Raw genomic sequence first — 24,603 nt, forward strand, 5'->3', positions numbered from 1 at the left:
GGTTAGTCCGATGACTCTGCGCAGTCGGCAAGGTCTGGTGTGCAGGAACCCGAATGGGAGGTGCAGTCGTGCAGCTGGGTGAGGTGCGGGCGGTCACGGTGTTCGTGGAGGACCTGGGTGCGGCGCGGGAGTTCTACGCCTCGGTGTTCGGTGGCCGGGTGGTCGCCGAGGACGAGGTGTCGACGGCGTTCGAGGCCGGCCCGGGGGTGGTGGTGAACCTGCTGCAGGTCGACCAGGCGGCGGAACTGGTGACGCCGGGGGAGGCGGCGGCACCCGGTGGGAGCCGGGTGCTGCTCACGGTGGCGGTCGCCGACGTCGACGCCGAGTGTGCGCGGCTGGCCGAGCTCGGGGTGCCGTTGCGCAACGGCCCGCAGGACCGCCCGTGGGGCATCCGGACCGCTGCCTTCGCCGACCCGGCCGGTCACGTCTGGGAGCTGGCGGGCCCGCTGCGGACCGGGTGAGGCAGGGCACCCACCAGGTGCGCGCTGGTCGCCGTCGGACGTCACACGGCGGGCGTGACCTCAGACCAGCAGGGGTGCGGTGTGGATCTCGCTGCCGTCGGGGCGGTGGGTGCGCCACCGTCGTCCCGGTGGCGCGCTGTCGTCGCGGGTGACCCGGTAGCCGTGGTGGACCTCGGTGTGGTGCCGTTCGCAGAGCAGGGCGGAGTTCTCCAGTGAGGTGTCGCCTTGGTCGAGGGCCCACTCGAGCAGGTGGTGGACGTCGCACCAGTGGGTGGGGGCGTCGCAGCCGGCGAACACGCAGTGCCCGTCGCGCTGTTCGACGGCGCGGCGGATGTGTGGGGGTGCGACCCGGTGACTGCGGCCGACGTCGAGGGGGACGCCGTCGGGGCCCATCACGATGCGGGTGACGGCGGAGTCGCAGGCGATCCACCGTGCCCGGGCGGCGGACACGGTGGCCCCGAACCCGGTGGTGGCGGTGGCGGGACCGGTGGCCGGGTCGAGGAGGTCCTCGATGTCGACGGTGACCACGACGTGCGGCTCGACGGTGCGCAGGAAGGGCAGGTCGCCCTGGGCCATCTGGTTGTCGCACAGTTGCGCGAGCGCGTCGGCCTGCTGCTGCCCGCGGGTGCGCAGGTCGCCCTGGGGGCGGGAGGCCTGGACGAGGGACTCCAGTGCCGCCTGCACCTTCTCCCCGCCGACCGCGTCGAGGTCGAAGCGGCCGGTGATCGATCCGTCGGTGTGCCGGCTGATCGACAGCCGCCGGGTCTCGGTCGGGTCCGGTTCGGGCCCGTCGGGGTCCAGTGCGGCGGCGAACGCGCCGACGGCGGTGGCCAGCTGCGCGTGCGGCAGCGTCGCGGCGACCTCGGTCCACGCCTGGTCGAAGGGGTCGAGGTCGACGTCCTGCTCCAGCGCGCGGGCGACGTCGGTGGGCCCGAGGGCGTTGGCGACGACCCCGACCTGCGCTGCGGTGACCGCGCCGTCGGCGAACGCCGTCTCCAGGTGGGGGAGGTGTTCCAGTGCGCGTCCGACGCGGACGACGCCGGCGGTTGCTGCGGCGGACCAGTGGGCGTGCCCGCGCAGCCAGGAGGCCATGGTCGTCAGCCCGTCGTGCTCGGCCGACCCGACCACGTCGGCGTGCCGCACGGTGCGGGTCAGCTCGGCCTGCAGCCGGTTGATCGAGACCACCAGCTCACGGCAGCGGTCCAGCACCGCGCCGTCGGTGAGGGCGTGCAGGTCGTCACCGGCGAGGGCGTCGAGCGCCGATCGGATCTCGCTCACCACACCGCCCAGGTCGTTCGATCACGTGTTCGAAGTCCACCGCACCTCGAGCCCTGGTCGGAGGTGAATCCTCAGGTCAGAGACCCCTTCTCGGACGGAAGTGTCACCTCGACCGGGTCGCCGCACGGCCCGGACCGATCCACGGACGGCGGGACCCCCACCCAGGGGAGTCGGTGTGATGACGACGCACTCCCGGCCAGGAATGCGTCCTCAGCACACGTGATCATCACCGTCCCTGACGAGTCAGGGGGACGGGTCACCCTGCGAGGGGGAGGGCGAGGGCCCAACGGCCCGACGCCTCCCGGCTGCCGTGCCTCGACCACCAGCTCCCTCGGCAGGCCGCTCACCGCCCCGGCTCCTACGGTCGACCCGTGACGACGACGATCCTGCTGGCCGGCGCGAGCGGTGACCTGGGGCAGCGCGTGGCCCGGGAGCTGCTGGCGCGCGGCGCCGAGGTCCGGGCGCTGACCCGTACCGACTCCACCTCCACCCCGCCGCCCGGGACGACGGTGGTGCGGGCCGACTACGCCGACGCTGCGGCATTGCAGGAGGCGTGCACGGGCGTCGACGTCGTGGTGTCCACGCTGGCGGGGCTCCGCGACGTGGTCGTGGACGCGCAGACCCAGCTGCTGGACGCGGCCGTCGCTGCCGGCGTCCCCCGGTTCGTGCCGAGCGACTACGCGGCGGACTTCCGTCGGCTGCCGGCCGGCACCAACCGCAACCTGGAGCTGCGGCGGGAGTTCGCGGCGCGGGTGGACGCGGCGCCGGTGCGGGCGACGTCGGTGCTCAACGGCGCGTTCGCCGACATGCTCACCGGTCAGGCGCCGCTGGTGCTCTTCGACCGCGGCCGGGTGCTGTTCTGGGGCAGCGCGGACCAGCCGCTGGACTTCACCACCAAGGACGACGTCGCCGCGTTCACCGCCGACGCCGCCCTGGACGACGACGCCCCGCGCTGGCTGCAGGTCGCCGGGGAGACCGTCACCGCCCGGTCGCTGGCCGAGACGATGACCGGGTTGACCGGCCGCACCTTCAGGCCGACGTTCGCCGGTCCCGTGCCGCTGCTGCGCCTGATGGCCCGGGTCGGGCGCACCCTCGGCGACGAGGACGCGCTGTACCCGGCGTGGCAGGGGATGCAGTACTTCGACTCGATGTTCAGCGGCGACGGCACCCTGCTGGGCGACGACCGGGACCGGTACGGACGCCGGCCGTGGACCGGCGTCCGGGAGGTGCTGGCGGCGCGCTAGACGTCGCCGGGCACCCGGACGGCGTCCTCGGACTGGGGGGCCACGGCGAGCTGGGCGACCGCGGACAGCACCGCGTACCCGGCGCTGACCCCGGCGGCCCGGCGGAAGCGGCCCGACCACAGCAGGCCGGCCGGCGCCATGCTCGCGGCGTGCAGCCCGTCCAGGACGGCGCCGAACTGCACGGCCTGACGGGTGGGCCGGGCCACGATGAGCGCGTGCTGCACGACCGATCGGGCGCCCAGCACCCGCACGATCCAGCTGGCCGGTGCGCTGCGGCCGGGGGAGAAGGTGTCGACCACCCAGGACGGCGCCAGCGCCATGGTCAGCCCACCGGCACCCAGAACGACGGAGACGGCGCGGGTGCGGGCGTGCCGCTGGGAGCGGCTGGGCAGGCCGCTGCGGACCGGGCTGATCGAGGTCATGCCGGTCCCGCTACCCCGCGGTGGGGAGGTGGAACCGGTCTCAGCGGGCCCGGACCAGCAGCGGCTGGGACACCTCACCGAGGACGCCGCGCCGGTCGGAGAGCACCCCGGTGCACAGCCCGAGCCCGTTGTCGCCGATCCGGGTGCGGCAGGACAGGTGCACCCACTCGCCCTGCGCCTCCCGGGTGAGGTGCGCGGTCACCCCGGGCGGGATGGACAGCCAGGAGTCGATGGGCAGCTCGGCGGAGATCCCGTTGGCGGCGTCGGCGGCGATGAGCACCCTGTCGGTGCCGGTGAGCTCGACGCCCTCGACCAGCGGCACCCGCACCCGGGTCCAGACGTCGGCCGCACCGGTCTCGTGCGCGGAGCCCGCGGTGTACCGCCAGTCCAGCGCCTGCCCGTAGCCCCAGTCGCCCAGCTGTGGCAGCACCTGCGACCCCTCCTCCGGCACCGGGGGCGGGGCCACCTCGGGGGTCACGACCGGTGGCGTGGGGCCCGGTGCGAGCGACCACACGCGGGCGACGGCGACCGTCCGGCCGTCCACGGTCATCACCGCCTCGGTGAGGTCGATCCGCCGGCCCGGGCGCACCGGGGACACCTCGACGGTCAGCTCCCGGCGCGGGATGGCGCCGTAGAAGTCGACGCTGACCCGCGCCGTCTGCTGCCCGCCGGCCGCCTCCGCCGCCAGGTGCGCGAGCAGCGCGGAGGGCGGGCCGCCGTGCTGGGCCTCGCCGTCCCACGGGCTCTCGGTGGCCTTGGTGGGGGTGTAGCGGCCCTCGCCCAGCGGCAGGTAGAACGCGTCCATCCCCGGATCATGCACCGGGCCCGCGGGTCACCCCACGGTCAGGCAGCGCAGCCGCGCGTCGTTGCCGTCGGGGTCCACCAGCTGGGCGACGGCGCCCAGGTGCGGCTCCAGGGCGGCGATCTCGTGCTGCGGGGCGACGACGAGCAGCTGCAGGCCCACCCGGTGGCCGAGCTCCAGCGCCGCCCGGGTGACCTCGCGGCTCCACCGGTCCAGCACCAGCAGGCGCAGCCCGTCGTCCCCGCGGGTGGCCAGCTGGGCGGCGACCAGCACGGTCGCGGCCACGGTCTCCTCGCGGCGACGCCGGTCCCCGGGCTTCGTCGAGGCGACCACGCCGGTGCCGTCGGCGCGCCACAGCTCGGCGACGTCGACGACGGACCAGGTGCGGACGTCGGTGACCCGCGCGGCCCACCCGGCGTCCCCGGTCAGCCGGGCCACCAGGGCGGTGACCCGCGCGACGAGGTCGTCGTCGGGGCGGCTGCCCAGGGTGTCGGCGACGGCGCGCAGCTCGGCGCGGAACGCGGCGACCTCGACCGACGTGCTCGCCCGCACGGTGAGGTGCAGGTGCCGGCCGGGCTCGACGTCGAGGCCGTAGAGCACCTCGTCGACGGCGCGGACCCGGGTGTGCACCTGGTCGGCCCGGCGGTCCAGCTCGGCCAGCAGGGAGGCCGCGTCCCGGATGACGCGCTCGGTGAGCTGCTCGTCGGCGGCGGCAGCCAGTGCGGGCAGCTCCTCGCGGCGCAGTCGGTCCCGCAGCGCCCGGACGTCGGCGACCGCGGCCACCGACGCCGTCACGCCGGGCAGGGCGGTGGGCCAGGCGTGCAGGAAGGCGGTCATCCCGGTGACGACCTGCTGCGCGGTCCGGGCGTGCGCGTCGTTGCGGCGGGTGTGCTCACCGGTGAGCTGGGCGCGCAGCTGCCGCTCGCGCTCGTCCATGTCGTCGGTGTCCACGGGCGGGCTGAAGGCGACCCCGGCCCGGCGGTCCAGTCGCTGCGGGGCGGTCTGGGCGGCGCCGAGCAGGGCCGCGGCGTGGTCCAGGACGGCGTCCAGCGCGGACCCGTCGTCGGTGCCCAGCCGGGTGCGGACGACGCCCAGCGTGCGGAAGGCCTCGTCCCGGGCGCCGGCGGCGGTGCCGCGCCGCTGCAGGGCGTCGGCCTGCGCGGCCTCCAGCTTGGCGACGTCCATCCGCAGGTCGGCCAGCGTCTCCTCGATCCGGGCCAGCGCGAGCGGCGCACGGCCGGCGTCGGCGATCCGGGCCTTGGTCTCGGCGATGGCCTCGACCGAGGAGCGCCAGTCGACGTCGCGCCAGTCGGCGAACAGCTCGACCCGGGCCAGGTCCCGGTCGCGGACGACGGCGGCGGTGTGCGCGGCCGCCCACTCGTCCCGCTCGGCGACGGCGGTGTCGTGCCGGGCGCGGACCAGTTCGGCGCGCACCTCGAGCGTGGCGGCGCGGGCCAGGGAGGACCAGCCGAGCACGGCGTCGGGGTCGCGGGGGAGCGCGGGGCGGCGGCCGCCGGCGTCCTTGACGCGGCCGTCGCGGGCGACCGCCTGCGGGCTGCGGAGGAACTCGGTGTCGGTGTGCGCGCGCAGGTGCGGGGCCCGGCGGACGACCTCGCCCTCCAGCCAGGCGCCCGCGGGGCAGTCGGCCACCTGCACGACCGCGGCCAGCGTGCGGGCCGCGGGCAGCGGCGCCGTCGTCGGCAGCGGGTCGGGCAGCACGTGGTGGGGGAGCTCGAGGTCGGCCACCGCGGCGACGGCGGCGGCGTGCTCGGCGGGGACCAGCAGGCTGCCGGGCAGGTCGCCGAGGACGGCGGTGGCGGCCGGCAGCCAGGCCGGGTCGGTCACCGTCAGCAGCTCGCCGGCGAAGGGCAGCTCGACGCCCAGTCGTGCGGTGAGCCGGTCGCGCATCGCGGCCAGCGCCGGCGGCACGGTCTCCGAGCCCGCCCGGACGACGGCGGTCTCGCCCTCCAGGACGGCCAGCTGGCCGGCCAGCCCGGCGATCTCGGCGTCCAGTTCGCGGACCCGCCCGGAGGTGTCGACGGCGCGCCGGCGGACCCGGGTGGACTCCTGGGCCACCTCCTCGCGGCGGGTGCGGAAGGCGTGCTCGTCGGTGACCCGGTCCAGGCCGGCGGTGGTCAGCAGCCGGTCCAGCACGTCGGCCCGGCCGCGGCGCTCGCGGCGCTGGGTGGCCAGGTCCCGCAGTCGGGTCTCCAGCCGGGTGAGCTGGTCCCCGCCCTTGCCGGCCCGCTCGACGGTGGCGTCGGCGACCCGGTCGCGGGCCTCGTCCAGGCGTTCCTGCACGTCGACGAGCTCGCGGTCGGTCGCTGCGACCTCGGCGCGCAGCCGGGTCGCCCGGGTGGCGAGCAGGCGCTCCCGCCACCGGTCGGCCCAGTCGGGGAGCGCCAGCAGCTCGTCGTCGACGGAGGCCAGCTGCTCGGTGAGGGTGACCAGCCGGTCGGCGTCGTCGAGCACGGGGTCCAGCGCGGCGAGCTGGCCGCGGACGGCGGTGAGCGTCGCCGTCGTGCGGGTCAGGTCCTCGACGGAGCCGGCGAGCCGGTCGACCCAGCGGCCGACGTCGGCGGCGCCGAGCACCTGCTCCCGGACGACGGAGGCCAGGTCCCCGGCCGGGGTCGCGGCGGCGAGCAGCCGGGCGCCGTCGGCGTCCAGGCCGAGGCGGGCGCGGGAGACCCGGGCGTACTCGGCCGGGTCGGTGCAGACGACGACGTCCTCCCGGGCCGCCAGCCGGCGGGCGAGGGTCAGCGGGTCCCCGCCGAAGCCGGACAGGTCGCCGGCGATCGACAGGTCGCCGTCGGCGACGAAGGAGAACTGCTGGGGGGCGTCGTCGGCGCCGGCCCGCAGCCACAGCACCCGCCCCACGGTGACGTCGCCGAACACCGCGAGCACCGCGGACCACGTGGTGCCCGGGCGGAGCGCGACGGGCCGGGCGCTGCCGGTGGTCTCGTCCCGCTCGGTGCGCCAGTGCCCGCGGACCAGGGGGCGGAGGTCCGCCGCAGCGCCGTCGGTGGGCAGCAGGGTGCGCAGCGCGTCGACGACGGCGGTGCTGCCCGTGCCCAGGTCACCGGTGAGCAGGGTGTGCGCGCCCCCGGTGGGCAGCTGCCAGACGCGGCGGTCGAAGGGACCCCAGTTGAGCAGCTCGAGGCGGTGCAGCCGGGTGCCGGGTGCGGTCATCGGGCGTTCTCCCTGGTCGGGGTGGTGCGCAGCTGGGGGGTGGTCGGTGCGGTGCCGGCGCGGCGGTAGCGCACCCGGGGCACGGTGGCGGTGCGGTCGCGGCCGGCGGGGTCGGTCCACGTGACGTCGTCGGTGGCGTCGTCGACGACCACCTCGACGGCGTCGTCGGCCAGGGTCAGCCAGCCGACGAGCTCGGCCAGGCCGCCCTCGAGCGGCTGCTCGGCGAGGGCCTCGGCCAGCGGCTGCTCGCGCCGGCGGCGCAGCGCCTGGCGGACGACGGCGGTGAGCGGTCGGGCGGCCGGACCGGGGAGCTCGGGGACGACGCCGACCTCGAGGTCGCTGTCGACCCCGTCGCCGGTGAGCCCCTCGGGGACGATGGGCGCGGTCTCGCCGGCCACCGCGGTGGCCGCCGCCGGGGGGTCGGCGGCGGCGAGCCAGGCGTGGTGCGCGTCGGGCAGGCCCACCCGTGCCAGGACCGCGCCGACGGCATCCCGGCGGGCGGGGGAGAGCAGCGCGTCCGCGACCGCGCGGGACCCGGTGCCCTGCAGGTCGGCCAGCAGCCCCGCCACGGTGGCGACGACGAGCCGGCGCAGGTCCTCGGCGTCCGCGGCGGGCAGCGGGGCGATCCGGCCGGCCCGGACCCGGGCGATCTCGGCGTCCAGCTCGACCCGGCGGGCCAGCAGGTCGGCCAGCAGCACGCTGGGCTCGCTCTCCTGGGCCTGCGCCAGGGAACGGGCCAGCGCGACGGTGGCGTCGAGGCGGGCCACGGTCACCGGGCGGGGGTCGTGCGGGGCGGACACGGCGCGAGGCTAGGTCCGGTTCCGGCCGGATCCGGCTCGGCGCTCCGGGGTGGGACAGCTGAGACGTGAGGGGTGACGTGAGGGCGCCCGGCCACGTCGGCAGCCCGCGGACGGGCTCAGGTCACCGACACCAGGCTGGCGAACACCACGACGTTGTCCAGGTAGTCGCCGCTGTCCTCGTCGAAGGCGCCGCCGCAGGTGATCAGCCGGAGCCCGGCGGTGCCGATGTCGCCGTAGACGTCGTCGGTGGGGAACTCGTCCTTGGGGTGCTCCTCGACCCGGTCGACGAGGAAGGTCAGCTGCGTCCCGTCGTCCCGGTCGACGACGACCTCGTCGCCGGGGACCAGTTCGCGCAGTCCGTAGAACGCGCCGGGCTCACCGGCCCAGTCGACGTGCCCGGCGAGCACCGCCGGGCCCAGCTCGCCCGGCGTGGGGCCGCCGTCGAACCAGCCGACCGGGTAGGCGCCGCGGGGCACCTCCATGGACCCGTCCCGCTCGAGACCGAGCTCGATCACCGACGAGGCGATGCCCAGGGCCGGGATCTGCACCCGGCTGGGGGTGCTGGGCCCGGTCTGCAGGACGACGGGTGCCGTGACCGCCTGCTCGGCGGGAGTCGGGGCCGGCGCTGCCACCGGGAGGGCCGGTGCCGCGGCCGGCGCGGCGACGGCGGCCGGGACCTCGAGCCGGGCGGGTGCCGGGTCCTGCGGGAGGACGACGACCGCGGCCACCCCGGCAGCAGCCAGTGCGACCGAGGTGCCGGCCCAGACCCGGGACGCGACGGTGGCGCGCCGCCGTCGGCCGTACCGGGTGACGTGCGGCCGGTCCGCGGTGGGGAACGCGGTGGGGAGCATGCCGACGGGGGTCGGCAGGGGCGGGGGGTAGGACCCCCGGATGCGCACGGGACCGACCGCCCGGACCTCGATCGGGTCCGGGCGGTCGGTCTCGGGTGCGCGGTGCTGCACGGAGCGGTGCGGCGGTGTGGTGGTGCCGGCCGGTCAGGCGGTGGCGCGGGCGCTGCGCCGGGAGGCGACAGCCGCCCCGCCGGCGCCGACGACCGCGAGGCCGCCGAGGACGTAGGGCAGCACGGACGCCGCGTCGGAGGAGCCGTCGCCGGCAGCGACGCCACCGGTCGGACGGTTGGGGACCTGGGCCACGACAGCCGCCTGCCCCTCGTCCGAGGTGGCCGAACCGGCGGCGTAGGCGAAGTTCTCGCAGGCGATGCCGTCGTCGTCCCGGTCCAGGCCGTTGGGGTCCGTCGGGTTGGCGACCAGGTTGGCCTGGGCCTCGGCCTGGGTCGCGAAGTCGTCGCAGTTCAGGTCGGCGGCCGACGCGGTGCCGGTCACGCCGAGGGACAGAGCGGCCGTGGCCAGGACGCCGAGGGCGAGGGAACGAGTGCGCATGGGGTGTCTCCCGTGGGGTGGTGGGCGTTCCCCTGGAGCTTGACCGGACGGTCTCGGTTCGACTGGCGTGTCGCGCAGGCGAGTTCCGACACCTGTGGGTCCCCGGTTCGTCAGGTGTGGCCCACGTCTCCCTGGCCCCCGCCCGACGCCCGGGGTCAGGCCGTGGTCAGGCCGTGGTCGGGCCGGGTCACCGTGTCGACCCGCACCGGCAGCTGGTCGGCGGGCACCGGGCGGCCGAAGAGCCAGCCCTGTCCGCGGTCGGCGCCCAGTGCGGCGAGCCGGGCGCACTGCTCGGCGCTCTCGATGCCCTCGGCCAGCACGGTGATGCCCAGGGCGTCGGCCAGCCCGACAACGCCGGTGAGCAGCGCGGTGGGGGAGTCGACGCCGGTGACCGAGCGGTCCAGCTTGAGCACGCTGACCGGGTAGCGCTGCAGGTAGGCCAACGAGGTGTAGCCGGTGCCGAAGTCGTCCAGGCTGACCTGCACGCCGCTGTCGGCCAGTGCGCGCAGGGCGGCGACGCCGGCCTCGGTGGGCAGCTGGTCGTGCTCGGTGATCTCCAGGTGCAGCCGGTCCGCGGTGAGCCCGGTCGAGGCGAGGGCGGCGCGCACCCGGGCCTCCAGGTCGGGGTCGACCATGCTGGATCGGCCCAGGTTGACGCTGACCGACCACGGCAGGCCCTGCTGCGCCCAGCCGGCGGCCACCGTGCAGGCCTGCTGCAGCACCCAGGTGTCCACCGCGGAGCCGCGCCCCTGGACCTCGGCCAGTGGCAGGAAGTCGTCGGGCCCGATGAGGCCCCGGGTGGGGTGTGCCCAGCGGACCAGTGCCTCGCAGCCCAGCACCCGGCGGTCGCGCAGGGAGACCAGCGGCTGGAAGAGCAGGGTCAGCTCCCCGGCGCCGCGCTCCCCGCACACCAGGGCGCGCAGGTCCTCGGCCAGCGCCAGCCGGCCCAGGACGGCCTCGCGCTGCTCCGGGGCGAAGCGCGTCGTCGTCCCCCGGGCGGTGGCCTTGCTCGTGTACAGCGCGATGTCGGCGTCGGCCAGTGCGTGCGGCAGGGCGCTGGTGGTGGTGAGGTCCACCCAGCCCGAGCTGGCCCGGACGACGAAGAGCTGCTGGTGGGCACCGGTGTCCAGCACGAAGGACTGCAGGAAGGCCCGCTCGAGGAGGTCGGGCACGTCGGGTGCGCCGGGGTGCAGCAGGACGACGAACTCGTCGCCGCCTGAGCGGGCGACCGTCCCGGTGTCGCCGACGGCCTCGGCCAGCCGGTCGCCGACCCGGACCAGGAGCTGGTCGCCGGTCTCGTGGCCCCAGGTGTCGTTCACGTTCTTGAAGTCGTCGAGGTCCAGGGCGACCAGCCGGCCGATCGGTCCGCCGGTGTGCGCGGCGCCCAGCACCAGCGCGTCGAAGGCCTCCTGCAGGGCGCGCCGGTTGGCCAGCGAGGTGAGCGGGTCGCGGCGGGCGCGCTCCTCGCTGGTGCGCAGCGCCTGGGCGCCGCGGGCGACGGTCAGCGCGGCGACGACGGCGCCGGTGACCAGGTAGACCGACGTGGGCAGCCGCCCGGCCGGGTCGAAGGTGGCCAGCACGCAGGGCACCAGGAGCAGGGGCACCAGGCCCAGCACCCGGCCGGACTCCGAGCGCATCCGGCGCAGCCGGCCGGGGACGAACGCCTGCCGCATGCTCGGGTGCACCGACGCTGCGACGAAGAGCGTGGTGGCCAGCGCCCACAGGCTGTTGAGCGGGTGCGGCAGCGCGACGATGTGCGTGCCGGTGTTGGCCACGACGGCGTCGTACACGCAGGCCAGGACGCCGGCACCGACGAAGAGCTTCATGCTCAGGCCCAGCTCGGCGCGGGAGGCCACGAAGCGCAGCAGCAGGCAGGCCAGCACGACGTCGACCGGGGACCACCAGGCGCTGGGTGGTGCGTCGACGGCGGTGGCGGTCCGGACGGCCTGGGCGACCGCCAGGGCGAGCACGACGAGGACGACGAGCTGGTCGACCCGGCGTCCCCAGGTGGTGCGGGCCCACTCGCGGCGCTGCCTGCCCGGTCCGCGCCGGTGCAGGTCGAACAGCGTCGCCACGACCGCGACGGCGACGAGGGTCCCGACGAACTGGGCGTCGAGGGCCAGCTCGGTCGTGGTGGCCGCGAAGGAGACGGCCCAGGCGACCAGCATGGCCGTGAGCAGGAACCAGGGCAGTCGGCGGGCGGGCCGGTACAGCCACAGCCCCAGCACCGGGGCGAGCGCGGCGAGGACGCACGCGGTCACCATCGCGGGCGGGCGGGTGGCCGGGAGCAGGGTCAGCAGGGTCATCGCCGCGGAGACGAGGACGACCGCGATCGGCAGCACGACCCGGACGCCACGCGGCACGGCCGCGGGGTCGTTCCGGGTCTCGGTCACGGGGGAGACGTCGGCACCGGGGGTGCGGGCCTTGACCCGGGAGGGGCACCGGTCCACCGATGGGGGTGGTCGGTCCGGTCACGTCCGCCGTCCCCCGACCGGGTGGCCCGGCGCTGCTGCGTGGGTGACGCTGCGCCATCGAGGCCGGTCAGCGGCGTGCGGTGACCGTGGACAGGTGCTCCGGGTGTCCTCCCGGCGGACCGGAGGCCCCTGTGAGCACGGTGCTCGACCCGACCCGGGTCGACGGGCCGGTCAGGGGCAGGTCTCCTCGCGCTCGACCACGCCCAGGTCGATGGCGCCCTCGACGTCCCCGGTCACCTGCTGGCCGGCCGGCACGTTCTGGTCGCAGACCACCCAGTCGGAGTCCACGACCTGGTTGCGGGAGCCGAGCAGGTCGTGGGACACGCTGAGGAAGACGCCGTACGTCTGCACCGTGTCCTGGGCCGTCTGGAGGTCCAGACCCACGAGGTCGGGCATGGCGGAGTCGACGACCGGTGCAGCTGCAGCCGTGGTGACCGGCGCCGGCTCGGGCGTGGGGGCGGGGGCGGGCGCGGGTGTCGTGGGCGCCACGGTCGACGTCGGTGCGACGGCCGCGGCCGAGGTGACGGGCGCCGACGGCAGCCCCGTGTGCCCCTCCCGTGTTCCTGGGCACTAGTGGCGGGCCCCGACGCGACCCCGTCACGTGCGTCGGATAGACAGTGACCATGACCGATGCGTTCACCCTCACCGACGCCGGCTGGCTCTCCCGCGAGGAGATGGACTCCGCCCGTGAACGGCTGCCGATCCTGTACGTGGACGCGGTCCCCGTGCGGGTCGACGACCACGGCGTGGTGACGGCGGTCGGGCTGCTGCTGCGGGCCGGTGAGGACGGCCAGATCAAGCGGGCCCTCGTCTCGGGTCGCGTGCTGTACCACGAGCGCGTGCGGACGGCGCTGATCCGGCACCTGGAGAAGGACCTCGGTCCGCTGGCCCTGCCGCGGGTGCCCCCGGCGCCGCAGCCCTTCACGATCGCCGAGTACTTCCCGACCCCGGGGGTCACGCCCTTCCACGACCCGCGCCAGCACGCCGTCTCGCTGGCCTACGTCGTCCCGGTCGAGGGCGACTGCGCGCCGCAGCAGGACGCGCTGGAGCTGACCTGGTTCAGCCCCGAGGAGGTCCGGGAGCCCGGCGTCCTCGCGGAGCTCGCCAACGGGCAGAGCCACCTCGTGCTGCAGGCCCTGGCCCACCTCGGCGTCTGAGGCCTGTCGTTGCTCCGGCAACGACAGAGCCTGTGCGTGGCCGCGCCTGAGGGTCGGCGCCCCCCGGGAGTTGCTACAGCAACGTTAAGCTCCTGTCGATGACCCAGGAAGCGCCGCCGGACCGGTAGCGCTGCTGCAGCAACGACAGGGAGCTCAGATGGCCGCACCGAGACGGCGGGAGAAGACCTCGACCGGGGGGCTGGCCGACGCCGGCGCGCTGGTCCGGGACCGGCGGCTGCAGCTCGGGCTCACCCAGCTCGACCTGGCCGAGCTCGCCGGCGTCGGGGTCTCCTCGGTCCGCGGCCTGGAGGCCGGCCGGGAGTCGGTCACCCTGGTGATCGCGCTCGCCGTCCTCGAGGCGCTGGGGCTGGGGCTGGGCGTCGGCCCGCGCCCCTCGCTGCGGTCGGCCCGCGACGTGCTGCTGCTGGAACCCCGGTGAGCGACCTCCGGGAGGTGCTGGTCGCCGACGTGCACAAGGCCGGGCGGCTGGCCGGCACGCTCACCCGCGACGGGGACGACGTCGTCTTCGCCCACGACGCGGGCTACCTCGCCGACCCCGACGCGCCCCCGGTCGCCAGCACCCTGCCGCTCACCCCGGAGCCCGTGCGGGCCGGCGCCGGCTCGGCGCCGGCCTTCTTCGCCGGCCTGCTCCCCGAGGGCGCCCGGCTGCAGGCGATCACCCGCGGCGCGCACACCTCCGCCGACGACCACCTCACCCTGCTGCTGCTCGTCGGCGCCGACACCATCGGCGACGTCCAGGTGACCGAGCACGGCCGACCGCCGGTCGAGGCGGCCCCGCTGCTGGACACCGGCGCCCCCGACGTCGACTTCACCGACCTCTTCGCCCGGGCCACCTCGACCGACCCGGCCCGGGTCGACCGGGTGGCGCTGCCCGGCGTCCAGGTCAAGGTCTCGGCCGCCGTCGTCTCCACCCCGCTGGGCACCGACGTCGGCCCGGCGATCCTGAAGCTGGACCCCGAGGGCTGGCCGCGGCTGGTGGCCAACGAGCACTTCTTCCTCTCCCTGGCCGGCTCCTGCGGGCTGCCGACCCCGGGGCACCGGCTGCTGACCGACCGGCACGGCCGGCAGGGGCTGCTGGTGGAGCGCTTCGACCGGGTCGTCGTCCCCGGCGGACCGCCCCGGCGGCTGCCGCAGGAGGACGCCTGCCAGGTGCTCGGCCGCTACCCGGCCGCCAAGTACCGGGTGTCGTTGCAGGAGGCGGCCCTCGCCCTGGCCGACGCCGTGGAGCGCGGCGGGGGGTCCCGGCCGCTGGCGCTGAGGCGGGTGCTGGAGACGGCGGCGCTGTCCTACGTGGTCGGCAACGGCGACCTGCACGGCAAGAACCTCTCGGTCCGGCAGGCCCCCGACGGGCTGTGGGAGGTCACCCCGGTCTACGACCTGCTGTGCACCCAGCCCTACGCCGGCTGGGCCGACCCGATGGCGGTCCCGCTGTACGGCCGGGCGAACCGGCTCGGCCGGCGGTGGTGGCTGGACGCGGCGCAGCGCTGGGGGCTCCCCGAGCGGGCCGTCGCCCGGTCGCTTGACCGGATCGCCGCTGCTGTCCTGCCCTGGGCCGACCGGGTCGGGGAGATCGGCTTCGACGACGCCACCTCCGACCGGCTGGCCGCCCTGCTCCGGGAGCGGGCGGGCGAGCTGACCGGCTGAACCACCCCGCTCAGGCGGGGACGGCGACCACGTCGGTGGCGGGGGCGTCGTCGGTGACGGGGACGTCGTCGGTGACGGGACCGTCGTCGGTGAGGACGACGCTCTCGCGCAGCAGCCGGGCCTCGGAGACCGGCCGGCCGAACAGCCAGCCCTGCCCGCAGTCGACGCCGAGCGCGGCCAGGTGGGCGCACTGCTCGTCGGTCTCCACGCCCTCGGCGAGCACGGTGATGCCCAGGGCGTCGGCGAGCGCGACGACACCGGACAGCAGGGCGGGGGAGCGGTCGTCCCCGGTGACGGAGCGGTCCAGCTTGAGGACGCTGACCGGGTAGCGCTGCAGGTAGGCCAGCGAGGTGTAGCCCACGCCGAAGTCGTCCAGGTGCACCCCGACGCCGTCGGCGGCCAGGTCGTGCAGCGCCTGGACCCCGGCCCCGACGGGGAGCGCGTCGTGCTCGGTGATCTCCAGGTGCAGCCGGTCGGCGGGCAGGCCGGTGTCGCGCAGCGTCGTCCGGACCCGGGCGGCGAGGCCGGCGTCGACCATGCTGGAGCGGCCCAGGTTGACGCTGACCGACCAGGGCAGGCCCTGGCCGAACCAGCGGGCGGCGGCGGCGCAGGCGGTGCGCAGCACCCAGGCGTCGACGGCGGCGCCGTCGCCGCGGCGCTCGGCCAGCGGCAGGAACGTGTCGGGGTAGACCAGCCCGCGGGTGGGGTGCGCCCAGCGGACCAGCGCCTCGACGCCGACGAGCTCGCGGCCGGGCAGGGACACCTGCGGCTGGTACTCCAGGACGAGCCGTCCGGCGTCCGGGGAGCCCTGCAGCATCCGGCCCAGGTCGGCGGCCAGGCCCAGCTCGCCGAGGACCTGCTCGCGCAGGGCGGGGGAGAAGCGGGTCGCGGTGCCGCGGGCGTCGGCCTTGCTGGCGTACAGCGCGACGTCGGCGTCGGCGAGGGTGAGCGGCAGCCGGTCGCCGGGGCGCAGGTCGAGCCAGCCGGCGCTGGCCCGCACGGTCTGCAGCTGGTCGGACAACCGGGTGCCCAGCCGGACCGGCTCGGCGAACGCGGTCGCCACGACGTCGTCGACCGCGGGTGCGCCCGGGCCGAGCAGCAGCACGAACTCGTCGCCGCCGGAGCGGGCGACCAGGCCGGCGTCGCCGACGGCGTCGACCAGTCGCTGGCCGACGGCCACCAACAGCCGGTCGCCGACCTCGTGGCCCAGCGTGTCGTTGACGCCCTTGAAGTCGTCGAGGTCCAGCAGGACCAGGCGGCCGACCGCGTCGGCGGGTGCCGGGCGCAGCAGCTGCGCGTCGAAGGCGGCCTGCAGTCCCCGGCGGTTGGCGAGGCCGGTGAGCGGGTCGCGGTCGGCCCGCCGGTCGCTGTCGGCCACCGACTGGGCGCCGCGGGCGATGCCCAGGGCGCCGATGACGGCGCCCACGGCGAGGTACCAGGCGGTCGGCAGCTCGGAGCTGCTGGACAGCAGCCACAGCAGCGGTGGGACCAGCACCAGCGGCAGCAGGCCGGCGAGCCGGGCGGACTCCGAGCGGCGTCGCGGCGGACGGGTGACGTCGAAGGTGGCGACCATGCTGGGGTGCAGGGCGGCACCGACCAGGGCGCACATGCCCAGGACCCACAGCACGCCCAGCGGGTGCCCCGGACCCACCACGCGGACCCCGGTGTCGGCGACCAGGCAGTCGTACACGGCGAGGACACCGCCGCCGGTGATCAGCAGGGCCGGCCCCGGACGCCAGGCCCGGGAGGCGATGAGGCGCAGCACGACGCAGGCCAGCACCACGTCGAAGGGGGCGCCGGCCGCGGCCAGTGGGAGGTCCGCGGAGGTCACCGAGGCGACCACCTGGACGCCGGCCAGCACCATCACGACCAGCACCAGGACCTGGTCGGTGCGTCGTCCCCAGCGCTGGGCGGCGGTGGACCCGCCGTCGGGCTCGGGCTGGCCGTTCGCGACGTCGGAGGGTCGGCGGAAGAGGACGGTGACCAGCGCCAGGCCGACGCCGATGCCGCTGACGGACAGGCCGGTGGCCCAGCCCGCGGAGCCGGCGGTGTGGGCGAACTGGGCGGCGGTCAGGAGGCCGGTCATCGCCGCCACCCCGACCCACGGCCAGCGCTGTTCGGGGCGGTGCCGGGTCAGGCCGACGAGCGGGGCGAGCGAGGCGAGCACGGAGACCACCAGGACGGCCGCCACCCGGGTGTCCGGGACGGCGGCCAGCGGCAGCGCGACGACGGCGAGGGCCACGGGCAGGAGCCAGCGGACGCCGTCGCCGGCGCGGTGCCGGAGGGTGGTCGGGAGGTGCACGGGTGCATCTTCGGCAGCTGGGTCGGTGCAGGTGAAGGGGGCTTACAGCTGTCACCCCAGCACGGGTGAGCAGGCCGGGTCAGTCGGCGACGGCGGACGGGGCCTCGGGGAGCCGGTAGGCGTCGGCGGGCGGTCGCCCGAAGGAGCCCAGTGCTCCGCCGACGAGACCGCCCACGCGTTGCGCGGGCCGGCTGGCGGCCAGCCGGAGGGCGGCCCACAGGAGCGCGCGGCCCCGGTCCGTCCGCGGGTTGGCGAGGCCGGGGGTGCCCGGAGGCAGGGACTGCGCCTTCGCGACGAAGGGCCGCATCCGCTGCTCGAAGTCGGCCAGGCCGGCCCGGTGGTCGGGGGTGGCGGCCAGGGACGCGGCGAGCGTGTAGGCGCCGGACAGGGCCAGCGTGGTGCCGATGCCGCTGACCGGGGTGGCGCACCAGGCGGCGTCCCCGACCAGCGCGATGCGCCCGGCCGACCAGGAGGGCAGGTGCATCTGGGCCAGGTCCTCGAAGTAGAACGGTGCGCCGTCGGCGAGGGCGTCCAGGATGCGCGGGGCGCCCCACGGCACGTCCTGGAAGGCCCGTCGCAGCACGGTGGCCTGGCCGGCGCTGTCCAGTTCGTCCAGCCCGCGGGTGTCGGTCATCAGGTTGACCGCGGCGCGGATGGTGCCGACGTCGTCCGGGCGCAGCGAGACCCCGCGGCCGCGGCCGGCCACGTACCAGCGCCACCAGTCGGTGTCGTCGTCCTGGCGCGGGATGGTCAGGTAGGCGATGACCATGCCCAGGTGCTGCTTGCGGGCCTCGGGGAAGGCGAGTGCACGGGTGCGGGAGTTGACGCCCTCTGCCAGCACGACGAGGTCGAAGCGCTCCTGGGCGCCGGAGGCGAAGGTGACGTCGACCCCGTTGGCGTCCTGGTCCAGGCCGCGGACCTGGTCGCCGAAGCGGTACTCGACGTCGTGCTCGGTGGCGTCGAACAGCAGCTGGCCCAGCCGGCCGCGGAGGATCTCCAGCTCTGCGGTGGGGCCGGACGTGTCGTCGGTGCCGGCCGGGAACGCGGCGATGTCCCGGCCCCGGTCGTCGACGAATGCGGTGCCCTGCTCACCCGTGGTCGCGGCCAGGGCGGCGTCCTCGAGGCCCATCCGGCGCAGCACCTCGCGGGCGGCGCCGCGGACGTCGACGTTCTGGCCCTCCTCGCGGAGGCCGTCGGTGCGCTCGACGACGGTCACGGCGTAGCCGGCGCGGGCCAGCCAGAAGGCGAGGGTGGGGCCGGCGACGCTGGCGCCGGAGACGAGCACGGTCGGGGGCATGCCGACAGTCAACGGGCTCACAGCTCACAGTGCCGGTCGCGGAGCCCGATACGGTCCTGGTGTGGTCGTCGCCCAGGTCCTCGACGTCTCTGGCTGGGGGACGGTGCAGCTGGAGGCGAGAGGCAGCGGGTCCAACCAGTGGCGGCTCGACCCGGACGGAGCCCTCTGGCTGTACAAGGCCACGCGCGTGGCGTCGCACACCGGAGAGCTCCAGGGTGAGGACTGGGCGGAGAAGCTCGTCGAATCACTGGCTCGCGCGCTCGGCCTGCCAACGGCGCAGATCGAGTTGGCCACGAGAGCCGAGGCAGGCGAGGTCGAGCCCGGAGTCGTCTCGCGTGACCTCAAGCTGCCCGACACGGATTTTCAGAACGGTGCCAACCTGCTGGCTGACGTGCCTGACTACCGCTACCGCGACAGCCTGAACCGTCCGCCGAAGAACCACGTGGGCCATTCGGTCGTGAAGGTCGTCGAGCAGCTGGGGCGCCACGGGGTCGGGCCGCCCCCTAGCTCGCTGGTTCGGAGCTGTCTGCGGTGGACGTGTTCGCCGGCTGCCTCGTTCTCGATGCCTGGGTAGGGAACTTGGACCGGCACGAGGAGAACTGGGCTGTGCTCCGAGCCCTCGACGGGACGATGACACTGGCGCCCACCTACGACCACGGTGCTGCGCTGGGCTCGTCCCTCACCGAAGAGCGAAGGTCGAGGCTCGCCGAGGACAGGGCAGGGCTCGAGAGCTTCGCTGAGCGCGGATTCGGCCGGAAGTTCGAGGACGGAGCCAAGGTGCCGCTGACCACTTTCGCTGCTCAGGCGCTTGACCTTGCGGCCCCACGAGCACGCGACCGCTGGCTCGGCCGTCTGGAGACCGTCGGTCGTGACGCAGTCCACGGTCTGATCGCCGACGTCCCGCGAATGTCAGACCCTGCTCGTACGTTCTGCGAGAACCTCGTGGAGATCAACCGAGAGAGGATCCTCCGTGTCTGTCGATGACCTGACTGTCCCGTTGCAGTCGCACGGGCTCGCACAGCGCCGACTCCTCGTGACGGAGCAGGACAGCGAGCACTTCTACCGCCCCGTCGGTTTCCTCAGCGTGACCCCCGGTGCGGAAACCGACCGGTACACCTTCGAGTACCTCCGATCGGCCGTGCGGCGGGAGGGCTTTCGTCCTTTCCTCGGCTTTGCGGACGTCGGCCGGGTGTACCGGTCCGACGGGCTGTTCCCGCTCTTCGCCGAGCGGATCATGGACCCGCGGCGACCCGAGCATCCTGTGTTCCTGGCTGCCCTGGACCTGTCCGGGGAGGTGACCCCTCTCGAGGTGCTCGCCCGTTCCGGAGGTCAGCGGACAGGCGACGGCATCATGTTGCTGCCCGTGCCTGAGGTGCAGCCCGATGGCGCCACCCACTGCTTCTTCCTCGTACACGGGGTGCGCCACGTCGAAGGTGCGGACGAGCGCGTCGGTCGCTTGTCCGCGGGTACGGCGCTGGCTCTCCAGCCCCAACCCGACAACCGGTGGAACCCGCACGCCCAGTTGGTGGTGGAGGGTGAGGGACAGCCGCTGGGCTACGTCCCTGACGCGCTGCTCGAGTACGTGATGTCGGTGGACGGCGCCCGGCTCACTGTCGCCCGGGTCAACGGTCCTGAGGTCGGCAGTCGGCTGCGACTGCTCGTCCGGCTGGACGGGTCGGTGGATCCGCAGCGGCCGCCCTTTTCCGGGCCCCTGTGGGACACCGTCACCGAGTTCGCCTGAGTCAGTCGGTCAGATCGGCGCAGTCCTGCTCGTCGGGCAGCAGCGGCCGGAAGGTGACCGCCCACTGCTGCCCGCCGCTGGTCCAGGGGGTGAGGCCGTCGGCGTCCCGGGCGGCGGTGGTGACGGCGGTGGCCTGCTCCCCGGTGGCGAGGACGCACGCGACGCCGGGGCCGACGGTCTCCCCGGGCAGGTCGGGGCCGGGCCACTCGACGGGGGAGCGGTCGGGCAGGGTCGCGTCTCCGGGTGCGTAGGGCGAGGCGATCGCGGCCACCGCGGTGGGCTCGTAGGCGGCGGTCCCGCCGTCCAGGACGGTGAGCCGCTCGACCAGGTCGGTCAGGGCGTCCCGGGCCGACTGCTGCTCGGCGGTGTAGCCGCCGTCGGTGAAGTCCAGGGCGTACACGTCGCGGACGTGCGTCTCGCCGTCGGTGACCAGGGTGAACCGGGTGGTCGCGGCGTCGGCGAGGGGCGGCTCGCCCAGGTCGCCGGTCTCGGCCACCCCAGCGGCGAGCGCGGCGTCGACCAGCTCCTGCACCCCGCCGTCGGGCAGGTCGGCGACCTGCACGTTGGGCCAGGCCGGGCCCGGGTAGATCGCCGGGACCGGCCCCTCGGTGACCACCCGGCCGTCGCTGTAGACGCTCACCAGGGGCAGCCGGCTGACCGTGGTCTCCGGCGTCACGTAGCCGCCGGTGTAGGCGACCCGCAGGACCAGCGCACCGGGCTCGGCCGGCAGGGCGGTGCCGCCGTCGCCGTCGTCACCGGCAGGGGAGCCGCAGGCGGTGAGGAGCAGGCCGAGGCCGAGGACGGCCGCCAGGGAGCGCATGCGGTGATGACGTGCGGGGCCGGTGCTGGGTTCCGCCGGGTTGGATGGCGGCATGGACTCCGTGGTCGACGCCCTGCGCTCGCTGCCCGTGCTGTTGGACCAGGCCCGGACGGACGTGCCGGCGGTGCCCGGCCTGTACGCCTGGTGGGGCCGGTTCGGGGCGCTGCCCGGCATCTCCGGCCCGCGGCACCCGACGGCTCCGGTGCAGCTGCTCTACGTCGGGATCGCGCCGAACGGTCCGGCGTCCTCGGCGACGGTGCGCACGCGCGTGGTGGACGACCACATCCGCGGGACGACGGGTTCGTCGACGCTGCGCCGGTCGCTCGCGGCGCTGCTCAGCGAGCAGCAGGGCTGGCACAGCCGGTGGACGTCGCGGCCGGTGCTGGTCAACCGGGACGAGCTCGCGCTGTCGGAGTGGATGGCGTCGACGCTGCAGGTGACCTGGGCCGAGCACGCGGAGCCGTGGACGGTGGAGGCCGCCGTCATCGGCGAGCTGGAGCCGCCGCTGAACCTGGCGGACAACTCCGGTCACCCGTTGCACGGGTTCGTCTCCGACGCCCGGCGGCGGTGGCGGGAGGCGGCGCGGTCAGCCGGCCGCTGACCCGCTCACGGCAACACCCAGGGGAGCACCCGGCTGTCCACGACCACCGCGCCCCCCACAGCACAGGCGAACGAGCCCGCCGCCACGGCACCCGCGCACGGTGCCGCAGGGACCGGCTCGCCGTCCTCATGCGGTGAACAGGTAGACGTGCTCCTGGTTGGTCGTGACGTCGCTGCACTCGCCGGACACCAGCAGCGTCGTCCCGTTGCTGTTCAGCCAGGGCGCTCCGCTGGAGCCCTGGTCGCAGAACGGGGTGCGCGGGGTGGTGACGCCGGTGGCGAGGTCGACGGCGACGACGGTCTCGCCGAGGTCGATGTCGGTGAGCCCGGTCAGGTAGGCCCAGGTGCCGGAGGCGTCGACGGCGAGGCCGCGGACGATGCCGGAGTCCTCGCTGAAGGTGGCCACGAACTCGGTCTCGGTGGCCCCGGCGGGCAGCCGCAGCAGCTGGACGCCGTCCGCGGTCTGGGTGAGGTGGAGGGTGCCGGCGTCGTCCAGGGCGAGGAAGGTCGTGTACTCGTTCTCCGGCGCCGGGTAGCCGACGGCGGGACCGAGCGGGACGAGGCCCGCGTCCAGGCGCAGCACGGCGGGGTCCCGGTCGGCGAAGGCGACGGCCACCGCGACGCTGCCGTCGGCGCCGATGTCGGCGGCCTCGACCCGCAGCTGGGCCTCCCCGGGGACGACGCCGACCGGGTCGACCAGCGGGATCTCGACGACCTGCTGGGCGGCGCCGGTGGTGGTGTCGACGACGATGACCTGGAGCTGGCCCTCGTTGACCGGGAAGCCCTGGCTGCTGTCGACCGGGACGTCGGTGAGCAGCAGCTTCGAGGCGTCCGGGGTGAAGGCGACGCCGACCCCGGCGAGCGCGGACCCGGCGGAGAAGACGTCGACGACGTCGGGCAGGTCCAGCGGGAACGCCTGCTCGGTGCCGTCGAGGGCGATCCGGACGACGGCCGGTGCACCCACCTCGCCCGAGCCGGCGAGCAGCACGACGGTGTCGTCGGGCGCCACGGCCATGGCGTCGACCTGGCCGAACTCGCCGAGCGAGGCGATCGGGGTGCTGGTGGCCAGGTGGGTGCCGCGGGTGAGGCCGGCCTGACCGGCGAACTCCGTGGTGCTGACCACGACGGGCCGGCCGGCGCTGTCCAGGGCGGTGAGCTCCACCCGCCCGCCGCCGCCGGTGTCGGCGACGCCCAGGTCGACGTCCTCGGCGAGGGTGACGAGAGCGCCCGCGGGGACGGCGCTGCCGGGGACGGTCGCGCTGCAGCCGGCCAGTGCGAGGACGGCGGCGAGTGCGGCAGCGCACCCTGGCCAGGACGGTGGACGCCGGCGCTCGGACACGCCCCGATCATGCCGTGACCCGGCTGGGGCGGGCCGGAGCGCCCTCGGGCGACTGGTGAGAGCTGGTGCTCGAGTTCCGCCGGGTCAGCCGGCCAGCTGGGTGACCGGGATGCCGGCGAGCGCCTGCAGGGTCAGCAGCACGACCAGCCCCGCGTAGCCGATCGCGGCGACGGCGACGACCCGGAGGCGCAGGCCGGCGTCCCGCAGCGCCGGCACCCGCCGGGACAGCGCCTCCAGCGCCAGGACCAGCAGCGGCAGGGCCTGCAGGGCGTGCATGCCGACGAAGTGCGGGACGCGCAGGTCGCCGCCGGTGGTGGACCAGCCGAGCAGGGGGAGGCCGGCCCCGCCGTCCGGGACGCCGACGGCGTGGGCGCCGGCGATCCCGGCGAAGTCGTCGAGCTGGTCGGGGGTGGGGGAGGTCATCAGGAAGGCGACGGCCATGCCGGCCAGGCCGATGACGAGGCCGGCACGGATGGCCAGCAGCCGGGCGGCGTCGGCGTCGGCGGATCGCCAGAGCAGGGCGGCGAGGGCGAGGGTGACGAGCCAGACGGCGGCGATCGAGAACCCCATGAGCGCCCAGAGGCCACCCGCCAGGGGACTGGACACGTTGAAGTGGCTGGTCGTGCCGGCGGCGACGGCGCCGACGATGACGACCATCTCCAGCACGAGTCCGACGACGACCACCCAGGCGGCGGCCCGGCCCAGGCGCTGCCGGCGCTCGGGGAGCTTGTCGACGAGCCAGGCGATGGTGACGGCGTAGACCGCGATGGAGATCGAGAACTTGAGCGGCTTGAGCCAGCCGTTGGTGCCGGTGATCTCGACCGGGGCGACGACTGCGAGCAGGCCGGTGACCAGGGCGGTGCCGACCATGACGGCCGCCAGGACCATCAGCGGCCGGTTGAGCCTTGTGCGGGTGGGACGGTCGAGGACGGTGGTCACGCGGGGCTCCCGGGGGTGGGTCCGAAACGGCTGACGGACTCGCTCTCCTGGGCCATGCGGCGCAGTCCGGCGAGCAGGGCGTCCCCGAGCACGGTGCCGACGACGACGGTCTGTGCCGCCGTCACCGGGCCCGCGTCGAGGTTCTTCGTGACGCAGTCCAGGTCGGCCTCGGCGACCACCTCGACGGCGCGGGCGTAGCCGGGCAGCGTGGCGGCCAGGTCCTCCCGGCCCAGGGCGCGGTACCGGTCCAGCACCGCGGCGGCCGCGGCGACCCCGGGGTTGCCGGGAGAGACCGACCAGCCGCGCTCTCGGGCGATGTCGGTGACCTGCTGCACCGACTCCTCCGACGGCGGCGAGGCTTGCCGGGGGAGCGAGGCCTGCGCGATGCCCAGGGTGTTCCCGAACGGGTGGCCCGGGTCGTCGGCGGCAGTGAGCACGTCCTTGGCCGCCGCCACGCTGAGCCCGCCCACCTCGATGAGGCTGCGGATCAGGTGCAGCCGGGTGAGGTGGTCCTCGGTGTACTCGGTCTGGTTGTAGCCCGTGCGCTCGCCGGGAGGGAGTAGGCCCTCGCTGACGTACCACTTGACGGACGTCGCGGTGACGCCGCTGCGGGCGGCGAGCTCGGCGATGCGCATGTCGACAGCATCGCTGTCGATAGTGAGGCTGTCAACAT

Annotated in this window: 24 protein-coding genes; 9 read left to right on the top strand and 15 right to left on the bottom strand. The window is 75.5% G+C overall.

Annotated elements, in window-relative coordinates:
- Nucleotides 1-68: 68 nt before the first annotated feature.
- Nucleotides 69-461, top strand: a complete 393-nt coding sequence (locus AC0IVP_RS00275; protein ID WP_471753723.1) for a VOC family protein — start codon at nt 69-71, stop codon at nt 459-461.
- A gap of 60 nt (nt 462-521) precedes the next feature.
- Here AC0IVP_RS00275 and AC0IVP_RS00280 read toward each other — a convergent pair whose 3' ends face one another.
- Nucleotides 522-1,739, bottom strand: a complete 1,218-nt coding sequence (locus AC0IVP_RS00280) for an HNH endonuclease (RefSeq protein WP_471753725.1) — start codon at nt 1,737-1,739, stop codon at nt 522-524.
- 371 nt (nt 1,740-2,110) lie between these two features.
- Here AC0IVP_RS00280 and AC0IVP_RS00285 point away from each other — a divergent pair, with 371 nt between their 5' ends.
- Nucleotides 2,111-2,983, top strand: coding sequence for an NmrA family NAD(P)-binding protein (locus AC0IVP_RS00285; protein ID WP_471753727.1), 873 nt, complete (start codon nt 2,111-2,113; stop codon nt 2,981-2,983).
- Here AC0IVP_RS00285 and AC0IVP_RS00290 read toward each other — a convergent pair.
- The 8 genes from AC0IVP_RS00290 to AC0IVP_RS00325 all read right to left on the bottom strand — a co-directional run bounded on the left by AC0IVP_RS00290 (nt 2,980) and on the right by AC0IVP_RS00325 (nt 12,466).
- Complete coding sequence (locus AC0IVP_RS00290) at nt 2,980-3,405, bottom strand: hypothetical protein (RefSeq protein ID WP_056294995.1); 426 nt, start codon at nt 3,403-3,405, stop codon at nt 2,980-2,982. The genes AC0IVP_RS00285 and AC0IVP_RS00290 overlap by 4 nt on opposite strands.
- Nucleotides 3,406-3,445: 40 nt before the next feature.
- Entirely contained in the window at nt 3,446-4,210 is a 765-nt protein-coding gene (locus AC0IVP_RS00295) for a thioesterase family protein (protein ID WP_200938854.1), read from the bottom strand.
- Nucleotides 4,211-4,237: 27 nt separating this feature from the next.
- Nucleotides 4,238-7,396, bottom strand: a complete 3,159-nt coding sequence (locus AC0IVP_RS00300) for an ATP-binding protein (RefSeq protein ID WP_471753729.1) — start codon at nt 7,394-7,396, stop codon at nt 4,238-4,240.
- Entirely contained in the window at nt 7,393-8,196 is an 804-nt protein-coding gene (locus tag AC0IVP_RS00305) for a DUF3375 family protein (protein WP_471753731.1), read from the bottom strand. The genes AC0IVP_RS00300 and AC0IVP_RS00305 overlap by 4 nt, the downstream gene beginning before the upstream one ends.
- 116 nt (nt 8,197-8,312) lie before the next feature.
- A complete protein-coding gene (locus AC0IVP_RS00310) occupies nt 8,313-9,047 on the bottom strand; it encodes a class F sortase (RefSeq protein ID WP_471753733.1) in 735 nt (244 codons plus the stop codon).
- A 144-nt stretch (nt 9,048-9,191) separates the two neighbouring features.
- Nucleotides 9,192-9,596 carry an excalibur calcium-binding domain-containing protein gene (locus AC0IVP_RS00315; protein WP_056294982.1) on the bottom strand — a complete coding sequence of 135 codons (405 nt, stop codon included), beginning with the start codon at nt 9,594-9,596 and terminating at the stop codon, nt 9,192-9,194.
- 155 nt (nt 9,597-9,751) lie between these two features.
- Nucleotides 9,752-11,989, bottom strand: a complete 2,238-nt coding sequence (locus tag AC0IVP_RS00320; protein WP_471753735.1) for a putative bifunctional diguanylate cyclase/phosphodiesterase — start codon at nt 11,987-11,989, stop codon at nt 9,752-9,754.
- A 252-nt stretch (nt 11,990-12,241) separates the two neighbouring features.
- Nucleotides 12,242-12,466 (bottom strand): hypothetical protein, encoded by a 225-nt coding sequence (locus tag AC0IVP_RS00325; RefSeq protein ID WP_471753737.1) that lies wholly within the window; start codon nt 12,464-12,466, stop codon nt 12,242-12,244.
- Between the two features lie 227 nt (nt 12,467-12,693).
- On the opposite strand from AC0IVP_RS00325, the gene AC0IVP_RS00330 reads away from it, so the two are divergent.
- The 3 genes from AC0IVP_RS00330 (at nt 12,694) to AC0IVP_RS00340 (ending at nt 14,892) form a co-directional block, all read left to right on the top strand.
- Nucleotides 12,694-13,227 carry an NUDIX hydrolase family protein gene (locus tag AC0IVP_RS00330; RefSeq protein WP_056294997.1) on the top strand — a complete coding sequence of 178 codons (534 nt, stop codon included), beginning with the start codon at nt 12,694-12,696 and terminating at the stop codon, nt 13,225-13,227.
- A 157-nt stretch (nt 13,228-13,384) separates the two neighbouring features.
- Nucleotides 13,385-13,666 (top strand): helix-turn-helix domain-containing protein, encoded by a 282-nt coding sequence (locus tag AC0IVP_RS00335; protein ID WP_056294973.1) that lies wholly within the window; start codon nt 13,385-13,387, stop codon nt 13,664-13,666.
- The gene (locus tag AC0IVP_RS00340; protein ID WP_471753739.1) at nt 13,663-14,892 is read left to right on the top strand and encodes a type II toxin-antitoxin system HipA family toxin; all 1,230 of its coding nucleotides are present in this window, start codon (nt 13,663-13,665) and stop codon (nt 14,890-14,892) included. The genes AC0IVP_RS00335 and AC0IVP_RS00340 overlap by 4 nt, the downstream gene beginning before the upstream one ends.
- 10 nt (nt 14,893-14,902) lie before the next feature.
- Here the strand turns inward: AC0IVP_RS00340 and AC0IVP_RS00345 are convergent, their stop codons facing one another.
- The gene (locus tag AC0IVP_RS00345) at nt 14,903-17,194 is read right to left on the bottom strand and encodes a putative bifunctional diguanylate cyclase/phosphodiesterase (protein ID WP_471753741.1); all 2,292 of its coding nucleotides are present in this window, start codon (nt 17,192-17,194) and stop codon (nt 14,903-14,905) included.
- Between the two features lie 79 nt (nt 17,195-17,273).
- Nucleotides 17,274-18,491 (bottom strand): FAD-dependent monooxygenase, encoded by a 1,218-nt coding sequence (locus AC0IVP_RS00350; protein WP_056294964.1) that lies wholly within the window; start codon nt 18,489-18,491, stop codon nt 17,274-17,276.
- 61 nt (nt 18,492-18,552) lie between these two features.
- On the opposite strand from AC0IVP_RS00350, the gene AC0IVP_RS00355 reads away from it, so the two are divergent.
- The 3 genes from AC0IVP_RS00355 to AC0IVP_RS00365 are packed head-to-tail and all read left to right on the top strand — an operon-like array spanning nt 18,553 to nt 20,232.
- Nucleotides 18,553-19,065 carry a hypothetical protein gene (locus AC0IVP_RS00355; protein ID WP_471753743.1) on the top strand — a complete coding sequence of 171 codons (513 nt, stop codon included), beginning with the start codon at nt 18,553-18,555 and terminating at the stop codon, nt 19,063-19,065.
- A complete protein-coding gene (locus AC0IVP_RS00360) occupies nt 19,023-19,475 on the top strand; it encodes a HipA domain-containing protein (RefSeq protein ID WP_471753745.1) in 453 nt (150 codons plus the stop codon). The genes AC0IVP_RS00355 and AC0IVP_RS00360 overlap by 43 nt, the downstream gene beginning before the upstream one ends.
- Entirely contained in the window at nt 19,462-20,232 is a 771-nt protein-coding gene (locus AC0IVP_RS00365) for an HIRAN domain-containing protein (protein ID WP_056294955.1), read from the top strand. Before AC0IVP_RS00360 ends, AC0IVP_RS00365 begins: the two co-directional genes overlap by 14 nt.
- Nucleotide 20,233: 1 nt before the next feature.
- Here AC0IVP_RS00365 and AC0IVP_RS00370 read toward each other — a convergent pair whose 3' ends face one another.
- Complete coding sequence (locus AC0IVP_RS00370; RefSeq protein WP_471753747.1) at nt 20,234-21,052, bottom strand: hypothetical protein; 819 nt, start codon at nt 21,050-21,052, stop codon at nt 20,234-20,236.
- Between the two features lie 52 nt (nt 21,053-21,104).
- Here AC0IVP_RS00370 and AC0IVP_RS00375 point away from each other — a divergent pair, with 52 nt between their 5' ends.
- Entirely contained in the window at nt 21,105-21,653 is a 549-nt protein-coding gene (locus AC0IVP_RS00375) for a GIY-YIG nuclease family protein (protein WP_471753749.1), read from the top strand.
- A 126-nt stretch (nt 21,654-21,779) separates the two neighbouring features.
- On the opposite strand, the gene AC0IVP_RS00380 is transcribed toward AC0IVP_RS00375, so the two are convergent.
- The 3 genes from AC0IVP_RS00380 to AC0IVP_RS00390 form a co-directional block, all read right to left on the bottom strand.
- Nucleotides 21,780-22,991: a hypothetical protein gene (locus AC0IVP_RS00380; protein WP_471753751.1), complete on the bottom strand. Its 1,212-nt coding sequence runs from the start codon at nt 22,989-22,991 to the stop codon at nt 21,780-21,782.
- A gap of 84 nt (nt 22,992-23,075) precedes the next feature.
- Entirely contained in the window at nt 23,076-23,930 is an 855-nt protein-coding gene (locus tag AC0IVP_RS00385; protein WP_471753753.1) for a hypothetical protein, read from the bottom strand.
- Nucleotides 23,927-24,565: a MerR family transcriptional regulator gene (locus AC0IVP_RS00390; protein ID WP_471753755.1), complete on the bottom strand. Its 639-nt coding sequence runs from the start codon at nt 24,563-24,565 to the stop codon at nt 23,927-23,929. The genes AC0IVP_RS00385 and AC0IVP_RS00390 overlap by 4 nt, the downstream gene beginning before the upstream one ends.
- Nucleotides 24,566-24,603: the final 38 nt, after the last annotated feature.

The sequence above is a fragment of the Klenkia sp. AC732 genome (genome assembly GCF_979256525.1).